This is a genomic window from Pantoea agglomerans (assembly GCF_021397715.1).
Classification (GTDB): Bacteria; Pseudomonadota; Gammaproteobacteria; order Enterobacterales; family Enterobacteriaceae; genus Pantoea; species Pantoea astica.
The window spans coordinates 45,585-63,263 of sequence record NZ_CP090208.1; the positions used below are offsets into that span (position 1 = coordinate 45,585).

The 17,679-nt window shown below is 54.6% G+C and carries 15 protein-coding genes; 5 read left to right on the plus strand and 10 right to left on the minus strand.

Annotation, left to right across the window (positions count from 1 at the left end; all coding sequences use genetic code 11):
* Positions 1-133 precede the first annotated feature (133 nt).
* The gene (locus tag LZU96_RS19935; RefSeq protein ID WP_233988288.1) at positions 134-1,345 is read right to left on the minus strand and encodes an FAD-dependent oxidoreductase; all 1,212 of its coding nucleotides are present in this window, start codon (positions 1,343-1,345) and stop codon (positions 134-136) included.
* 165 nt (positions 1,346-1,510) lie between these two features.
* Between LZU96_RS19935 and LZU96_RS19940 the strand changes: the two genes are divergently transcribed.
* Positions 1,511-1,810 (plus strand): YicS family protein, encoded by a 300-nt coding sequence (locus LZU96_RS19940; protein WP_233988289.1) that lies wholly within the window; start codon positions 1,511-1,513, stop codon positions 1,808-1,810.
* A gap of 105 nt (positions 1,811-1,915) precedes the next feature.
* Positions 1,916-3,316 carry a H(+)/Cl(-) exchange transporter ClcA gene (gene clcA / locus LZU96_RS19945; protein ID WP_233988290.1) on the plus strand — a complete coding sequence of 467 codons (1,401 nt, stop codon included), beginning with the start codon at positions 1,916-1,918 and terminating at the stop codon, positions 3,314-3,316.
* Between the two features lie 9 nt (positions 3,317-3,325).
* On the opposite strand, the gene LZU96_RS19950 is transcribed toward clcA, so the two are convergent.
* Both LZU96_RS19950 and LZU96_RS19955 read right to left on the minus strand, forming a co-directional pair.
* Positions 3,326-3,850 (minus strand): phenolic acid decarboxylase, encoded by a 525-nt coding sequence (locus tag LZU96_RS19950; RefSeq protein ID WP_262287746.1) that lies wholly within the window; start codon positions 3,848-3,850, stop codon positions 3,326-3,328.
* A gap of 623 nt (positions 3,851-4,473) precedes the next feature.
* A complete protein-coding gene (locus tag LZU96_RS19955) occupies positions 4,474-4,989 on the minus strand; it encodes an SRPBCC domain-containing protein (protein ID WP_233988785.1) in 516 nt (171 codons plus the stop codon).
* Between the two features lie 170 nt (positions 4,990-5,159).
* Between LZU96_RS19955 and LZU96_RS19960 the strand changes: the two genes are divergently transcribed.
* Positions 5,160-6,101 carry a LysR family transcriptional regulator gene (locus tag LZU96_RS19960; protein ID WP_233988291.1) on the plus strand — a complete coding sequence of 314 codons (942 nt, stop codon included), beginning with the start codon at positions 5,160-5,162 and terminating at the stop codon, positions 6,099-6,101.
* Positions 6,102-6,421: 320 nt separating this feature from the next.
* Here LZU96_RS19960 and LZU96_RS19965 read toward each other — a convergent pair whose 3' ends face one another.
* Both LZU96_RS19965 and LZU96_RS19970 read right to left on the minus strand, forming a co-directional pair.
* The gene (locus LZU96_RS19965) at positions 6,422-6,601 is read right to left on the minus strand and encodes a general stress protein (RefSeq protein WP_233988292.1); all 180 of its coding nucleotides are present in this window, start codon (positions 6,599-6,601) and stop codon (positions 6,422-6,424) included.
* A gap of 1,615 nt (positions 6,602-8,216) precedes the next feature.
* Entirely contained in the window at positions 8,217-8,897 is a 681-nt protein-coding gene (locus LZU96_RS19970; protein WP_233988293.1) for a type 1 glutamine amidotransferase domain-containing protein, read from the minus strand.
* A gap of 159 nt (positions 8,898-9,056) precedes the next feature.
* Between LZU96_RS19970 and LZU96_RS19975 the strand changes: the two genes are divergently transcribed.
* Together LZU96_RS19975 and LZU96_RS19980 are read left to right on the plus strand one after the other, a co-directional pair.
* Complete coding sequence (locus LZU96_RS19975) at positions 9,057-9,974, plus strand: LysR substrate-binding domain-containing protein (protein WP_233988294.1); 918 nt, start codon at positions 9,057-9,059, stop codon at positions 9,972-9,974.
* A gap of 108 nt (positions 9,975-10,082) precedes the next feature.
* A complete protein-coding gene (locus tag LZU96_RS19980; protein ID WP_031375549.1) occupies positions 10,083-10,298 on the plus strand; it encodes a YdgH/BhsA/McbA-like domain containing protein in 216 nt (71 codons plus the stop codon).
* Between the two features lie 63 nt (positions 10,299-10,361).
* On the opposite strand, the gene LZU96_RS19985 is transcribed toward LZU96_RS19980, so the two are convergent.
* From LZU96_RS19985 to LZU96_RS20005, 5 genes are all read right to left on the minus strand, one after another.
* Positions 10,362-11,564: an MFS transporter gene (locus LZU96_RS19985; RefSeq protein ID WP_233988295.1), complete on the minus strand. Its 1,203-nt coding sequence runs from the start codon at positions 11,562-11,564 to the stop codon at positions 10,362-10,364.
* A 183-nt stretch (positions 11,565-11,747) separates the two neighbouring features.
* Positions 11,748-12,488 (minus strand): nitroreductase family protein, encoded by a 741-nt coding sequence (locus tag LZU96_RS19990; RefSeq protein WP_233988296.1) that lies wholly within the window; start codon positions 12,486-12,488, stop codon positions 11,748-11,750.
* Positions 12,489-12,570: 82 nt separating this feature from the next.
* Entirely contained in the window at positions 12,571-13,947 is a 1,377-nt protein-coding gene (locus LZU96_RS19995; protein ID WP_233988297.1) for a glycoside hydrolase family 10 protein, read from the minus strand.
* Between the two features lie 120 nt (positions 13,948-14,067).
* Complete coding sequence (locus tag LZU96_RS20000; protein ID WP_233988298.1) at positions 14,068-16,203, minus strand: glycoside hydrolase family 3 C-terminal domain-containing protein; 2,136 nt, start codon at positions 16,201-16,203, stop codon at positions 14,068-14,070.
* A gap of 65 nt (positions 16,204-16,268) precedes the next feature.
* Positions 16,269-17,354 (minus strand): aldo/keto reductase, encoded by a 1,086-nt coding sequence (locus LZU96_RS20005; protein WP_233988299.1) that lies wholly within the window; start codon positions 17,352-17,354, stop codon positions 16,269-16,271.
* Positions 17,355-17,679 lie beyond the last annotated feature (325 nt).

Here is a 17,679-nt window from a genome sequence, read left to right on the forward strand (position 1 = left end):
AAATAATCTCGCTTAATAAGACTTAATTAGCGCCCAAATTTCAGACAGGTAGCGATGCAGGCTGACATTAATTTCAGCGTGAAACAGTGTCGCATGATATCTGATCGCTGTCGAAACCATTTACTTCTTTCCTTTACTTGTGCAACAGCGGCGTTTCAGTACGGAAACCCAGCCCAATCAGTCGGCCAAAGACAAAACGCAGAAACGGCAGGCGGCGGATTATCGCCGGGATTTTACTGCCCTGGGTCGATTTGCGTCTGGCCTTATTACGGCTCATTTTAATTTGCAGGAATTGCGTCGCCACCGTGGGAAATTGCCGACGCTGCTGGACCTTTTCCAGATCGCGCAGCGTCAGTTCACCGGCCAGCAGCGGCCCGGTAAGCAGATTAGCCGTCGCCACCGCGTCCTGAATCGCCAGATTGACGCCAACGCCACCAATCGGTGACATCGCATGAGCGGCATCACCAATGCATAACACGCCAGGCCGGGCCCACTTATCCAGCCGGTCAATGCGAATCGACAGCAGCTTAAACTGATCCCAGTGAGTGATTTCGTTGATGCGTCCGGCACCAAACGGCGAAATCGCCGCAACCTCAGCAAGAAAAGTCTCAAGGCCGGCGGCTTTTTTCGTCTCAAATTCGCCTTTCGGAATCGTCAGGCCGCACTGCCAGTAGTCACCGCGATCGATCACGATAAAGTTTTGCCGCGGACCTTTGTGTCCCATGCCAGACACAGGATCGTCTGGCTGTTTGCTCAGCCGGAACCAGATAACATCACGCGCAACGCCGAATGTCTGGCTGGTGAGTGCGGCTCGCGCTCTGACCTGTGAGTGACGACCATCGGCGCCGATCACCACTTTGCAGCGGATATGCAGTTGCTGGTCGCCGCGGCTGGCGATCACGCCGCTGACGCTGTCATGATCGTAGAGAAAATCTTCAAACGCCGTTGATTGCAGCAGCGTAAAACCGGGGTAGCGGGCGCTTTCTGCCGCAAGGAAATTCAGGAAATCCCACTGCGGCATAAAGGCGATAAAACGGCACTGCACCGGCAGTCGCGAGAAATCCGCCATGGTGATGTTCTGGCCCGCGATCTCCGCCTCCAGTTTTTCCGCGCGCTGATGCGGCAGCTTCAGTAAACCTTCTAATAAACCGAGCGCAGCCATGATCTCCAGCGTCGAGGGATGAATGGTGTCGCCGCGAAAATCGTGCAGGAAATCGGCGTGCTTTTCGATGACGACGACCCGAAGACCCGCACGGGCAAACAGATAGCCCAGCATTAATCCGGCCGGGCCGCCGCCGACGATACAACAATCTGCGGCGAGAATTTCAGTGGAATGTGGCTGCATCTCTGCTCCCTGTAGCGCCAGTATTGCTATGATTAGTGAGTCAATTGCGGCTCGTTGACTGCAATCCGTTAACGATATTGCTTTCAGGCTAATCACTCATCGCAATGAGTGCTAACTGAAAACGGCTGAAGACCTGCTCAGATCTGCAATCCTCCGGAGATCATCATGATTAAAGTGGTACGCACCGCCCTGATTATTTCACTGCTGTTTAGCCCGCTGGCGATGGCTAAATCGGCTTATGAAACGCTGAAGTTTGCCCTTCAGGAACAGCAGATTACCGATGATTTGCGTCAGAAATGCCAGTTGCCACCCGACCTTTCAGATGACGCCCTGCGCCAGACCTTCCTGAATGACCCGCAGGATAAAACGCCGTTAATTGCGGCAGCGCAGGCGCTTAAAAATAACGATAACTCAGCCTACCGCGAACGGATGGCCCAGGTGGTATGTCCACCGCAGGCGGGATAACCGCCAGCGCTTCAGATCGGCAAGGCATTCGCATGATGTTTTGTATTCCCGGCGTCACTCAGTACACTGTGAGGCCTGGTCTGATACAAACAAGAACCTTTCCGCATGAATGAAGAATCACCGCAGTCGGTCTATGTTCCCCGCACGCTGGCTGCGCGCAGCCGGATGTTTCGTGCTTTGCTCTATCGCGATAAAACCCCACTGGCGGTGCTGTTCTGTGCCGCGCTGGTTGGTACGCTGGTCGGTCTGGCTGGCGTGGCGTTTGCCAGCGCAGTTCAGGCGATACAGCAGTGGCGAGCTGATAACATCTCTCCGGCGCTGCTGCAGGGCGCGTCGCTCTATGCAGTCGCGTTTGCAGTCTCAGCCGTTCTGGCGATGGTCGGCTATTTTCTGGTGAAGCGTTTTGCCCCTGAAGCAGGCGGCTCAGGCATCCCTGAAATTGAAGGGGCGCTGGAGGAGTTGCGACCGGTGCGCTGGTGGCGAGTCATTCCGGTGAAATTTTTTGGCGGTCTGGGCACGCTGGGCGCCGGAATGGTGCTGGGCCGGGAAGGCCCTACCGTTCAGCTGGGCGGCAATATTGGCCGGATGGTGATTGATATCATTGGGCTGCGCAGCAACGAGACGCGTCATACGCTGCTGGCGACCGGGGCGGCGGCGGGTCTGGCAGCCGCCTTTAACGCGCCGCTGGCCGGTATCCTGTTTATTATCGAAGAGATGCGCCCTCAGTTTCGCTATAACCTGATCTCGATAAAAGCGGTGTTCACCGGGGTGATCATGGCGAGCATCGTTTATCGCTGCTTTAACGGTGAGCAGGCGGTGATCTCGGTGGGCAAACTGGCAGATGCGCCGGTACAGACGCTGTGGCTCTATCTGGTGCTGGGGATGGTGATTGGCCTGGTCGGTGTCGCATTCAATCGTCTGATATTTCTGACACAGGATCTGTTTGCCCGCCTGTATGCCGGTAAAACGGCTCGCGTCCTGCTGGCTGGCGCGCTGCTCGGTGGCGGCTGCGGTGTGATGTCACTGCTGTTTGCGCCGGGCGCGGGCGGCGGTTCAGAACTGATTCCTCAGGCGGTACATGGAATCTTTCCTCTCGCCCTGTTGCTGCTGATTTTTATCGTCCGGCTGATCACCACGCTGCTTTGCTTTGGCTCCGGTGCGCCGGGCGGCATCTTTGCGCCGATGCTGGCGCTTGGCACGCTGCTGGGTACTGCGTTTGGGGTGGTGATGACTGGGCTCTTCCCGCTCTACCAGCTCGATCCTGGTACCTTCGCTATCGCCGGTATGGGTGCGCTGTTTGCCGCATCAGTGCGTGCGCCGCTGACCGGCATTGTACTGGTGCTGGAGATGACCGATAACTACCAGCTGATTTTGCCGATGATTATTACCTGCCTGGGCGCCACGCTGCTGGCACAGTTTCTTGGCGGCAAACCTCTTTACTCCTCAATACTGGCCCGGACGCTGGCACGGCAGTCGCCGGTTACCCGCCCGCAGCAGGACGGGTAACCTTATCGCTTACTTACCGTCAAAAAAGTCGCTGGGCAACTGGCCCGGCGCTTTATTGATCACCTCATCGTTGTCTGCGCCCTCATTTTTCATATAAGTGACCTCAGCAAACTCAGGAATTATGACGTAGGGATAAGCGGGACCTTCATCGCGGAAGCGATGCATGTCTTCTATAAAATCGTTCTGATAACAAATCGTCTTCTCCGGATGCTGACCTTCGCCAGCAATCCACTGCGGGAAAAAGATGGTGCCGTGAACGATCTTACGTGACAGATCAAACAGCAGGCTGACGCAGGTTCCGGTGGGTTCGTGCCAGTCAACCTTGTAAATGCCTGGCGCAAACTGCACCGCATTCATTTTCTGATTAGTCACCCAGCGACCGCCCACCAGCCCCTGATGAATGCGGTAATCGCAGGTGGTTTCATTACGTGCATACCATTCATATTTCCAGCCGTTGTCGTAGGTGTAGACAAAGTGCGTGCCGACAAACTGAGACAAATCAGTGGAAAGCGTGTTAATGGAATCAGAGCTCATATCAGTCCCTTACATCATCAGATATTTTTAAAATAACGGGAAAGTAACAGGCATTATTCATCAGCCAGGTGATTCACCCTGGATTAATTAATATGGCTCAGGAAATTATTTTTACCATGTGAAACTGTAAAAAATGGCAAGATGCGGCTGGATGAAAGTTTCTTTTTAAAAAAACCTCAGGAACAGGACGTACTTAACACGATGATATAGATACAGTTTATATTACATATTCCAGCAGGATTTATTTACACTTCACCACAACTAATATCTTCGCTTTCATAGCACTCCTCTCTGGAAATTAACAGCCTGAAAACGATTTAATTTCAGATTACAGAGTGAGACCTGCCAAACGTTATTCCTTTAGGAATATTTTGAAGCAGGCGTCATCGTCACGCATCAGCAAAAATATTCTGACGCGACTGCGATGAGCCTTTGTCATGCTCCTGATTTTCCGTAAGTGCCGTGAGACGGATAGCCGCAGCGCAAGGCCTCTCTCCGGCAACCGATCAATCGCAACGGACGTCGATAACATGGCGGGCGCACTGTGCGGTGCGCGAACCTGCCGCTGGCTAAAGGGATGGCAGGTTTGGGTCTGAGCATGAAGGCGGATCAGCTCGTCCGGCTCAGGCTTTAGCCGATGTTGCCGCAGCCACCAGCCCATCCAGCCACTCCTGATGTCCATTGATCATCGGATTTGGTTTGGTGACGGCTAACTCGCGGGCCGGTTGTCCGTTTTGCGTCTCCTGAGTCAGAATCCGCACCCGGTTACCCGGCAGAGCTTCAATCAGCCAGGCATGCAGCACATCAAGGCGATCGGCGGCACCGGGTTCACCGGCCCAGCCATGCCAGGCCAGACGTGCGGCCTCACCTTCAGCTGGCGCCACACATTCAGTGACCTGCGCTTCTACCGGAAAGCCAAAGGTCTCGAAATAGAAGCGCACGCCCTGCTCCAGCACCGGGCCTTTATGGTCATAGAAACGAGCATTGGCTGAATTGGCATAATAATCAGACCAGCGCACCGGTTCACTCAGTAAGTGCCAGATATCTTCGACGGTCAGATCCTTCACGATCACTTCATTCGAGCAAAAGTTATCGGTGTAACCCGGGACAAAACCTTCTGGCCAGACAATTGCGTTCATTTTCATTTTTTCGACCCTCAATTAGTTTGGAAGCTGCATCGCCGGGCGTTGCAGCGGACAGGCTTAGTGTCGGGCGGGCCATGAAATAACGCCAATCGCAATAAATTATCCGTGATATTATTTTAACTAATATCATAATGCCGATGCTGGCTGGCCGGTTGTGAGGATAAATGGGCACCACACTTCAGAACGTGGATTTGAATCTGTTGAAAGCGCTGGATGCGTTACTGGATGAGCGCAGCGTGACCCGTGCCGCTGAACGCCTGTCGCTGACCCAACCTGCAGTAAGCGGCATGCTTACCCGATTGCGTGAGAGCTTTGATGATCCGCTGTTCACCCGTGCGCAGCGCGGTATTGTGCCGACGTTGCGGGCGCTGGAACTGGCTGGCCCGGTTAAAGCGATTCTGGCGGAAGTGGATGAGCTGCTCCAGCCGCAACAGTTTGATCCGTTAACCGCTGAAATGACGATCCACATCGCAGCGACAGATTATGCGCTGCGTGCAGTCGTTGTCCCGTTCATGGCTCAGCTGCGGCGCGAAGCGCCCGGAATCCGGGTTGCTGTGGTGCCGGTCAATAATGCGACATTGCAGGAGCAGTTTGTGCGCGGTGAGGTGGATATGGCCTTGCTGACGCCGGATACGACGCCACAGGAGTTGCATAGCCGGCGACTGTTCGACGAAGAATATGTGTGTCTGCTACGCGACGATCACCCACTGGCAGCAGATGGACCGCTCACCCTGGATGCCTTCTGTGCGTATGATCATGCGCTGGTTTCTTATCCCGGCGGGAGTTTTTCTGGCGTGACCGATGAGGCGCTGGCAGCGCTTGGCCGCCGCCGCCGGGTCACGCTCTCTGTCTGCAGCTTTCTGGTATTACCCGATATTCTGCGGCTGAGCGACTTAATCAGTGTGGTGCCGCGTCGCCTTGCGCTTAACGGAGCCGATCTGATCATCCTGCCGCCTCCTCTGCCTGTTGCTGGCTTTACCAAAACCCTGGCCTGGCATGAACGCACCCATCGCCATAAGGGCCATCAGTGGCTACGGCAGTTGTTAATCTCGACGGCCAGCGAGGCGACAGATTTGGTTACATCCACGACTCGCTCAGTAACATAAGCGCAACGGAACAGGATTTTTCAGCTCTGGTGGGCGTTAAAAGTGATAACAGATAAATAATGATATCGAAGGGTTTAGCGCTATGCTATTAAACCAGAGGGATTTATTGATTACAGAAGAGTGAAAAAGTCAGGAAATAACGAAACGGCGGATCTGATAACATTAAACAGAGAGCAATCAGGTTTAACTAACCGGAAAATAAGATGACGCTGCAGGTGACGGAATAATAACGAAGCGTTTTTTTTATATCGAAACGGTAAAACGACAGGCCCCGGCAGAGCGCCGGGGCTGATGGTTAAAAAGACCGTATAGTCGGCTTTTTATTCGGACTTACGTCCACCACCATGGCTGTTTTGGCCACCTTTTTTACCGGCTTCTGAAGCCTTTTCACGGTCATTAGCGAAGTTACCGCCGCTGTTATGTCCGCCTTTTTTACCTGCTTCAGATGCTTTCTCACGATCCTCTGCGAAGTTACCTGAACCACCACGATGTTCGGCCATAATTTCCTCCTGAACATATTGTCATTTGATTAATGGCAACCAGCATAATTCTATTACGCCAGCCGTTTTCGTGTTGCAGTGATAAGTCTAGCCGGGCCTCTGCGACCTGCAAGGCTATTACAAACAGCGGGGACGGATTTCTATTTAGGCGAAGCGATAGCGATATATCCTTAAGCAAAACGGGAAGCGGTTAAAAGTATATTGATGATAATGAGTTACTCGTCATCGATATAAGTTTCCCCTCTGATAGCGGGTTAACATTTTTTTACTTTTGATTAAAAAATTAAACGCGATGTAAAACGTAGCGGCTTACGACTGGCGGAACTGAACAGCAAAAAGCGGGCCTGAAAAAGCGCTCCCTGGGTCATCGAAACGTTGATCAGCTCCTCCACAGTCCGGTTATGACTGGCCGCACCCGCTGACGTGATCGCGATTGTGAAAATGAACGCATCTGTCTCAGGTCGATCAGCCAGCACGACGCATTCTGATATCCGGTTTCGCCCGACTGGAAGTGCTGATGCTGCACGTAGAAGAAGTAATAAAGAGATTCAACAGGAAGAAGATTACCAGCAACGACAGTAACGACGAGCCGATACCCGTCTATGCACGAGCAGGAGATGAAAAGGATCACTGTTGCTGAAAGGAGAATTAGCGTGCAGTCCGCAGTGTGACCGATACTTTTACCCATAACACTACCCATAACACCATGCTTTATCGTCAGCGGCTCCAATGATAAAAGCCCTGACTGAGATAGCCAGGGCTTTTAAGGTACTGCCAATTTAACATTTACCATTAACGAACTTAATTGAGACTTACTGCTTAGGTACTGCTATTTATGAACAGGTCCTGCGGATAATAACGAATACGAAATGTCACTCATTATCATTAGCGGTTTTCACCACCTGATAGTCTTTTATGAGACAAAGACAGGTCAGGCCCGGATAAACCTGCACACCCCCATCGCGATATATACTCTTTGATGCGTTGCCTTACTTTCATTACGACGTTTAAACCGCAATCGTATCCTGTCGTAACGTAAACGTTCAGAACTACGAGGCCTTACATCATCGCGACTACTTCTTACTTCAACTTCAACTTCAAGCACTTACAACAAACTTACTACAACACAACATACTGCTACAGAATCTAACGGTAACGCGATACAACAGTGCTATTAATAAATGACTCGATATAACAGGAGTGGTGACTAATTTAACTCAACCTTCAACTTACTATTTCTCTATCAGAGACGGCTTGTTTGCCTCTGATGTATCTTACTTTACGTTTTTAAATTTCAAAGTCAACACTGTTTTTAAAGACATGTTTATATCGTCAGTAGCGCCAGCGGGTCAGAAATAGCCCTTGGGAGCCAGGCATAATAAGTCGCAGCTTTTAACAACGCGGCTAAATATAGATCTCTAACCTATCAACCATTAATAATTAGCTGGGTGATTATATCATTTTGTGATGCCTATTTACTTTAGCGCTGAGCATAGCATGGAGATGACAGCAGGATGGCCTCACCAGAACACGCTGGCTACTGATATCGCAGGCAAAAAAAAGGCACCTTGACGGTGCCTGACAGGATTGATGCTGCGCACTACACGCCGTGACGTTAGCCAGCCAGATTTTTCAGCAGCAGCTGTGCGGTTTCAACCGAAGAACCTGGGTTCTGACCGGTGATCAGCAATCCATCCTGTACCGTATAAGATGACCAGTCATCTCCGCGGGAGTAGATACCGCCATGCTGTTTCAGCACGTCTTCTACCAGGAATGGCACCACATTGGTCAGACCGACACCCTCTTCTTCAGAGTTGGTAAAGCCGGTCACTTTTTTTCCTTTCACCAGCGGTTCGCCATCAGCCGTTTTGACATCACGCAGTACGCCAGGCGCATGACAGACCAGCGCAACCGGTTTACCCGCCTGCAGCGTCTGCTCAATCAAAGCGATAGAGTTTTTGTCATTGGCCAGATCCCACAGCGGACCGTGACCACCCGGATAGAAGACGGCGTCAAACGCGTCCTGAGAAACAGAGTCCAGACGGACAGTAGAGGCCAGTACCGCCTGAGTCTCTTTATCACCATGAAAACGACGAGTCTCTTCGGTCTGGAAATCCGGCTCATCACTTTTAGGATCGAGTGGCGGCTGACCGCCTTTGGGTGAGGCCAGCGTGACATCCACGCCTGCATCGGTAAAGGCATAATATGGGGCAGCGAACTCTTCCAGCCAGAAACCGGTTTTCTTGCCGGTGTTGCCGAGTTCATCATGTGAGGTCAGTACCATTAAAATTTTCATATTTGCTCCGTCTATGTGCATCGGGTCAGGCTAAGGTTAGGGTTCGGAACCGGCGACAAAACCACCGTGTCTCTGTTGACCGGACAATCATCACCTGGCTGAACATATTTCTGAAATTTATTTCTTCAATTTCAGCTATTCACGTAGCATTATAGCTCAATGAAATACGATCTGAATTTACTGCCTGTCCTGCTGGTGATGATGGAAGAGCGCAACGTCACCCGCGCTGCGGAGCGGCTCGGTATTACCCAGCCGGCGCTCTCCAATGCGCTAAACCGCCTGCGGGAAACGCTTAACGATCCGCTGTTTATTCGCGAGCGCTACGGTATGCGCCCTACCCCCAAGGCTGAGCAGCTAGCACAGGTGGTTGCGGCTTCGCTGGGCGCTATCGATCAGGTTATCCTCGATCAGCAGGATTTTGATCCGCACTCTGCGACCCGGCTTTTTACCCTGGCTCCGAATAGCTACGTTGAATTTGTCATGATGCCGACCATCGTATCGCGGCTGCGGACTATCGCGCCGGGTATTCGCCTGCGGCTGACGCCGTTTGGCAACGACGTGACGGAAACCGGCGTGATATCAGGTAACACCGATATGGTGCTGGGACGCATCATTGATCCGCCTGATAATCTGGTGGTGCAGCACCTGATGAGTGAGGGGCTGGCGTGCGTAGTGCGTGCCGATCATCCCGACGTCACTGACCGGCTGACTGCGGAACAGTATGAAGAGCTCAGGCACGTTAACGTGCTGCCACCTGGCCGGATGCGGGCCGGCTTATACCAGGCGCTTGAACAGCGCGGTCTGCGCCGTCAGGTTGCCGTTTCAGTCACCCATTTTCTGGCGGTGCCGGAAATGATTGCGGTAACTGATTATTGTGCAACGCTGCCGCGCCTTATCTGCCAGCATCTGGCAAAAGATCCGCGGCTGAAAGTTCTGCCTGCGCCGGTCGATCTCGGCACATTTCCGGTCGAGATGGGCTGGCACGCGCGTTACCGCGACGATCCGGCGCACCGCTGGCTGCGTCATTTAATGACGGAAGTCGCGCAGAGCCTGGCAGAAGGCTCCGCAAGTAGTTAGCGCGATCATCATTACCGCACTAATTGTCACTATTGATATGGTAACCTGGGTTATTATTCTTCCCATCGGAGGCCAACAACCTCCTCACTAACCCAAAGGAAGATGACCATGAAAACCATTAAAGCTACTTCGATTGCCGCCCTTGCCGCTCTTTCACTGATCTCCTTCGGCAGCTTCGCTCAGAGCGTGTCTGTCACCTCATCAACCCTGGATGGCGCGGAAGCTAAAATCGCTGCCCAGGCTCAGGAACAGGGCGCGCAATATAAAATTACGGAAGCGAACACCAACAACCGTGTTCACATGACCGCAGAACTGTATAAATAACGGATGGTCGCAAACGGATTTGCCAGAAACGGCTGCCCAATGGGCAGCCTTTTTTGTTTCTGCTCAGGCGAGACGGATGGCGCGTGCAGGCCCGCTGCGCCACCACAGGATAACCGCGGCGAGTGCAATGGCACCCAGTACGTAGAAAGCGATGCTGTAAGAATAACGTGCGGCAATGACACCGGTCATCGCCGGACTGAGTGCAGCGCCCGCGCCCTGCATCAGCATAATCACGCTCTGACCGGCATTCACATGGCCGGTACCGCGCAATAACGCAACGATATAACCGGGCACCGCTACTCCCAGTATGCCGGCCGCCATGCCGTCCAGCATCTGCACCGGAATCACAAATATCGGTTCGGCGAAGCCGGCGGCTATCAGTGCCCGCAACGGTAAAATCAACAGCGCCACCATAATCAGCCGGCGATAGCCCTGCTGACCAATCCGTTTTGACACCCAAAGCGCTACCGGTATCATCACCGCTTGCGATATCACCACCGTTGCTGCCGCGTACAGGCCAGGGCTGACCGCCGATTGCGCGCCCGCTGCAGCCACACGCATACTCAGCATCGGCAGTAATGCGGCATTGGCAAGATGAAACAGCAGCAGCGTAATGCCGGCTATCAGTAGCGCTGGCTGGCGCATCAGCGTTGTTATTCCCGTGGTCGGGTCAGACTGTTGATCCTTTTCATATCCCCGCGCTACCTGATGATCAATTTCATCACCGCGAATGGCCAGCGTCGCTACCGCAGCAAAAATCGCCATCAGCGTCATCAGAATAAATACCGCACCCATTCCCCAGTACCAGGCGGAGAAACCTGCCAGCAGTGCAGCGACGGTATTGCCGCCATGGTTGAAAGCTTCATTGCGGCCCATCTGCTGATTAAATCCCTGCTGACCGGTTAATCCGAGTGTGATACCCGAGACCGTCGGGCCGATAAAAGCCGCTGCAACGCCCGCCACAACCTGCGACACCATGGCGGTCCAGCTCTGATTGCTGTACCACAGCAGCAGTGTCGCAATGGTAATCACCAGGCAACCCAGCAGAACGATCAGCTTCTTCTGCCGGGTGGCGTCCGCTGCGATCCCGGCAGGCAAGGTGGCAAGCAGCCCGGCGATACCGCCACAGGTCATCACCAGGCCGATTTCGTCGGCCCGCCAATGCCGTTCGGTCAGAAAAATGCCTAAAAACGGGCCCAGACCATCCCGGACATCGGCCAGAAAAAAACTCATCAGGCAAAGTGCTGAGAGAGAACGCTGTGACATTGGATTTCCCTTCAGAGCGCGGCGCAAAGCCTTAGCGCTTCGGTTAAAAGGGAAATTATGGGTGACACCGCGTAAAGTCACGGAGCGTTATAGTAACAAAATGAAAAAAGGCCATCCGTAATCGCTGTTACGGATGGCCCTGAGTGCGGCAGATATCAGACTGTCAGCGTTATAGCCCGGCCATTACTTATCGTTGCCAAAACCCTGTTTAAGCAATGCAGGCAACACGTTCGGGAAATAGATGTTTTTATAGTAACCGCTGACGCTTTCGCTCCAGCTTTCACCGTCACTGCGACCGATGTTTTTCCAGTGCTGTACCATTTCGTCGTTATAGGCGGCAATGTGCTGCGACATGTGCTCCGTGCGATAGGTCTCTTCATGGCGGAAGGTCGCCATAGGAAGACGCGGTTTCTGATGCGCAGGCTGATCAACGTGACCGATGACCACACCGGCAATCGGGAAGGTCAGAGGTGGCAGTTCCAGCAGCGAAATCATCGCCTGTGGATCGCGACGGATACCGCCAATCGGGACAATCCCCAGACCTTCCGCCCGCGCGGCGGCCATCACCGAGCCGAGCGCAATGCCGATATCAGTCGATCCGGAAACGATGCTTTCAATGCTCTGATGAGCAATCTGCTGCTGATCGATGGCCGATATCGCCAGATCCGATTTATGCATATCGAGCACAAAGGTAATGAACACCGGTGCTTTAGCAATCCACGGCTGACCGCCGGCTATTTCGGCGATCTGCGCGCGCCGGCTGGCGTCACGGGTGACCACCACGGAGACCTGCTGCGAGTTAACCGATGTCGGTGCGCGATACGCGGTACTGATAATACGATCCAGTACGGCATCATCGACAGGTTGTTCTGTAAAACTGCGTTCACTTTTGTGGCTGGTAAAAATATCGATCAGGTCGCTCATAGTTCCCCCATATAAAACATGAGAATAGCAGTATTCACAGTAAGAAAACTTAACCGCACTGGTCATCCGGTTGCGCCCGATGTTAGCGACCCCAGCGGCTTCTGAGATATCCGACCGCCTGCTGGGTTTGCGGCTGGTTGAGATAATTTTCCCGGAACAAAATGGTGCCATCGATATTCGGGTTGGATTCATTCAGATCAAGCTGCTTTTTCAGTTCAGGCACGCCGCCCTGCCGCGTCCAGTCAGGCTCAATTTTCGACGGCTCGCCCACTTTATACAGCGCCAGACCAATATAGAGTCGGGTTTTAGTCGGCTTCACCACCTCAGCCCACCAGTTAGCTAATACATCGTAACGGGCCGCCTGGCGTGAAAACGGCCAGTAGAGCTGGGGAGCAATGTAATCCAGCAGCCCCTGCTGAACCCAGCGACGGGTATCCGCATAAGCTTCGTCGTACGCCGCCGCCCCGCGCGTGTCCGAACCGGCAGGATCGTGGGACAGGTTGCGCCAGACGCCAGCCGGGCTGACGCCAAATTCGACATCCGGCTTCAGTTGCTTAATGGTGCGGGAAACCTGCTCGATCAGCTGCTGCGTATTGTGGCGGCGCCAGTCGGCTTTAGAGGCAAAACCCTGGCCCCAGCGGCGGAATGTCTGGCTGTCATTGAGCATCGAACCGGGCGATTCGGCATAAAAGTAATCATCAAACTGCACGCCATCTACCGGATAATGAGCGACTACTTCCGCCACAATGCTGGTGATCCAGTCACGTACAGCCGGAATGCCGGGATCAAGCACGTAACGATCCCCGGCGGTGCGAATCCAGTCAGGATGCAGCACGAATACGCTGGCCGGATGCAGCGACAGAGTACGATTCAGCGCGCTGACGGTTGAAGGTTTGGTATTCACTGACACGCGGTAGGGATTGAACCAGGCGTGTACCTTAATGCCGCGTTTATGCGCCTCATCCAGCATAAACTGCAGCGGATCGTAGCCGGGATCTTCACCGATTTTGCCGGTCAGCAAATCTGACCACGGCAGAATTTTTGATGGCCAGAGCGCGGTTGCATCGGGTTTTACCTGAAAGAACACCGTATTGATGCCGAGACTTTTCAGGTTATCCAGCTTAGCGATTAGCGCCCGCTGCTGCTGACTGATGCGCTGGGCGGCCGGAATGCCGTTGACCGATTCCACCGGCGGCCAGTCGAGACGCGAAACGGTGGCTAACCAGACGCCGCGCACCGGTTGTTTTATCTGCGGCTGAGGAGGCTGAGGCGTGACTGGCTGCGGTGACTTTGTCACTGGCGGAAAAGGCGTAACCAGCGAACGTGGTGGTTGAGAGGCGCAGCTGACCAGCAGCAGTGCAGCAGCCAGCGCTGCGCCTCGCCTGATCAAGGTCCCGGTCAGGCCGGGACGGGAATAAACGGCAATGATGAACTCCAGTAAAATCTGGTCAGGTCGCAAAAGGGACATTCTCGGCGAGCGGGATTAAAAGTCAATGCGTTAGCACAAAACCACCGGTGAAACAGCCACTGCCACCGTCCCGCTCTGTCTTTCAGCGCCCTGCCGCCTCACTTGGCGCTGTCACGCCGTCACCGTCAGGGTGAGGCTGATGCCTTCATCAAGCGCATTGTCAGCCAGCCTGAACTGATAGTCACCTGTCATCTGCTGCCAGTCCCGGCTGCTGACGTCGAACGCGGCGAGACAACGGGGTTCAATTCCAATCGGTATCGTCCGCTCTTCGCCCGCTTCAAGCATCACTTTCTGAAAGCCTGCCAGTCGCCACGTCTGGCTGGGATCACTGATGCGTCGGCCGTAGAGCTGTGCCACCGTTGCGCCAGCCCGATCGCCCCTGTTTTTGATCACGACGCTGGCGTGCAGTCGCGCATCCTGCTGGGTGATCTGCAGGCTGTGGGCGGTAAAGTGGGTATAGGAAAGACCATAACCAAAGGGAAACAGCGGATTCAGTTTCTCCCGTTCAAACCAGCGGTAGCCCACATCTGCGCCTTCAATGTTGTAATCGACATGAAACACGCCACCGCGCAGCGGCTCGCCGGGATTGGAGGTGGTGGTAGTCGGATCGGTCATCGCCGGGCGCGGCAGTTGATTTTCATCTTGCGGGAAGGTTACCGGCAGCCGTCCGGATGGATTCACCCGCCCAGACAGCACGCCGGCAATCGCCTCGCCGCCACCGGAACCGGGATAAAACGCCGCCAGCACCGCGCCGACTTCATCCAGCCACGGCATTTTAACCGGGCCACCCGACTCTGCCACCACAATGGTGCGGGGATTAGCCCGTGCCGCGGCATAGATCAGTTGATCCTGTTGGTCTGGCAGCGTCAGATCGGCCAGATCCTGCCCTTCAGTATTCCACGACTCAACAAACACTATCACTGCATCAGCGGCGGCGGCCTGGCTGGCAACGGCGTCGTGATCGTGGCCTTCCAGATATTCCACCTGTGCGGCACCCAATTCACAGCGGATGGCGTGTAGCGGAGATGAGGGATGATAAACTTTTGGCACCGCCACGCCCATGATAGCGGCCCCTTGTTCGGCATAATGTCCAATCGGCGTAACCGAAGAGGAACCACCGCCGGATAACACCCCTTTGTCCGCATGGCCGCCCACCACCAGCAGACGCGGCAGATTCAGCGCCAGCGGCAGGCAGCGATCTCTGTTTTTCAGCAGTACGATGCCGTTTTCCGCCGACCGCTGGGCGATCAGCCGATGGGCACTGTAATCAATCGGCACGCCCGGCGTGGCGGGAAAGTCTATCGCCCCGACGGCAAACAGGCTTCTTAACTGCCGTCTGACCATCTCATCCAGTCGCTCAGCCGGAATCCGTCCCTGTTCCACCGCCTGCCTGAGTGGATCGCCAAAGAAGGGCTCCGGGTCCATGTTGCTGCCGGACTGTACATCCAGCCCGGCCAGCGCGGCCTTGTCGGTGGAATGGGTTGCGCCCCAGTCCGACATCACCCAGCCTTTAAAGCCCCACTCCGTTTTCAATACCTGCTGCAACAGGTGACGGTTTTCACTGGCCCATTCGCCGTTGACCAGGTTATAACCCGGCATCACGGCACCCGGCTCGCCCAGTTCAATGGCGATCCGGAACGCCAGCAGATCCGACTGTTGCATCGCCTGTTCATCAATATCGGAACTGGCCAGCACGCGCCCGGTTTCCTGCGCATTCAGCGCAAAATGTTTCACGGTGGAAACTACATGCTGTGACTGAATGCCTTTCACCGAATGGCCAGCTATGATCCCGGTCAGCAGCGGATCTTCTGAGATATATTCAAAGTTGCGGCCACCTCGCGGTTCGCGGATCAGATTGGCACCGCCTGCCAGCTGCACATTAAAACCTTTGGCATGGGCTTCTCGCCCCAGCATGTTGCCGGTGGTTTCGGCCATCGCCGGGTCAAACCCCGCGCCCAGCAGTAGCGATGAGGGCAGCGCCGTGGCATTGTCACCAGGCCGCACGTTCGCCAGGTTCCCGACGCCCAGGCTGGCGTCCGATTGTTGCATTGCCGGAATACCCAGCCGCTCAATCGCCGGATAGCAGGCCGCTGACCCTAAAGCTCCCGGAACCGGGGCTTCACCCGGCGCCGGGATCGCCATCGGTCCGCTGAGCCAGCGCATTTTTTCGTCGAGGGTCATCTGTTCCAGAACGCTTTCGGCGCGTTCATCTGCGCTCAGCGACCGGTCCTGCCAGCGGAAAGTCATGGTTTTGCTCCCTGAAGTGGGTGGTGGACAGTAAAAAGGCCACCTGACGAGGTGGCCTGTGGACATTATTTGCGGGCCTGATCCTGACGTTCATCCAGCGTCTGACGGTACTCATCCAGGAAAACCTGCTCCGCGGGATCAAGACGATCCATACCGCTGGTAAACCGATGCCAGTAAGGATACTGCGGTGCCGGGCGCGTCACCTTTTCAATGCGCTGCCGCTGCGCCTCGCTGAGCTGAAGGTCAAAAGCGGCCAGGTTCTCGCGCAGGTGCGCTTCTGTCCGGTTACCGACAATCAGCGAGGTAATCGCCGGTCGGGTCGCCAGCCACGCGAGGCAAACCTGCGATATCGAAGCGTTAAGCTCTGCGCCCACCCCGGCGAGCACGTCGATAATGTCATATGCCCGATCCATGTCATGCACATAGGGCTCAGGCCAGCCGCTTCCCTGCCGCGTTGTTGCAGGTGCTTTGCTGTGGCGGTTCACGGCACCGGTTAACAGTCCTTCTCCCAGCGGTCCCCACACCAGCGTGCCAATATCCTGATCCAGCGCCATCGGCAGCAGTTCGTACTCCGCTTCGCGCGACTCCGGCGTGTAGTAAATTTGCTGGCTGATGGGCTTCATCAGCTGGTTAACTTCGGCGCTGCCCAGCGTTTTCATCATCTGCCATGCCGTGTAGTTCGAAGTGCCGAAGTAACGAATCTTGCCGCTTTTCACCAAATCTTCCAGTGCGCGTAACGTCTCTTCAACCGGCGTAATGCCATCCCAGTTGTGAATCTGGTAGAGATCGATGTGATCGGTTCTCAGACGTCGCAGGCTGGCTTCGCAGGCTCTGATCAGATGATAGCGGCTGGCACCGCTCTGGTTCGGCCCGTCGCCCAGCGGGCTGCGAGCTTTGCTGGCGATAATCAGCCGATCGCGCTTGTCGCCCAGCGCTTCACCGACCACTTCTTCGGCCCCACCCATCGAATAGAGATCGGCGGTATCAATCATATTGACGCCGTGATCCAGGGCGATATCGATGAAGCGTCGTGCTTCAGCGGCATTCACATTGCCGGTTTTTTCAAAGCCCGCTTTTCCGCCGAAAGGCACCGTACCCAGTACAAAGCGCGAAACCTGTAATCCGGAATGACCCAGTTTTCTATAGTGCATTTACCTTCCTCCTTTACCGCTTACAAAGGCGAACGTATTCGCAATATTGAGCTTCTGCCCGCACTGGCGCAGGCAGAATTTATTCTGCTGTCAGCGCGATCGAACCGTGTCTGACCGTTTTCGCTCTGCCACACAGAATAGCACTTTTGAAATATATTAATTTAATCAAGGGCTTAAAGTAATTGTTCCTGACGTGGCCTGCTGCCAGCCCGCGCTTCCGTCAGCAACAGGAGGCGGCAGTTTTTCAGAAGGCGCATGAATACCATCCCGGCGGCGGCCAGACAGGCCTTCAGCGGACCGAACGCGTCCTGAAACGGCCAATCGT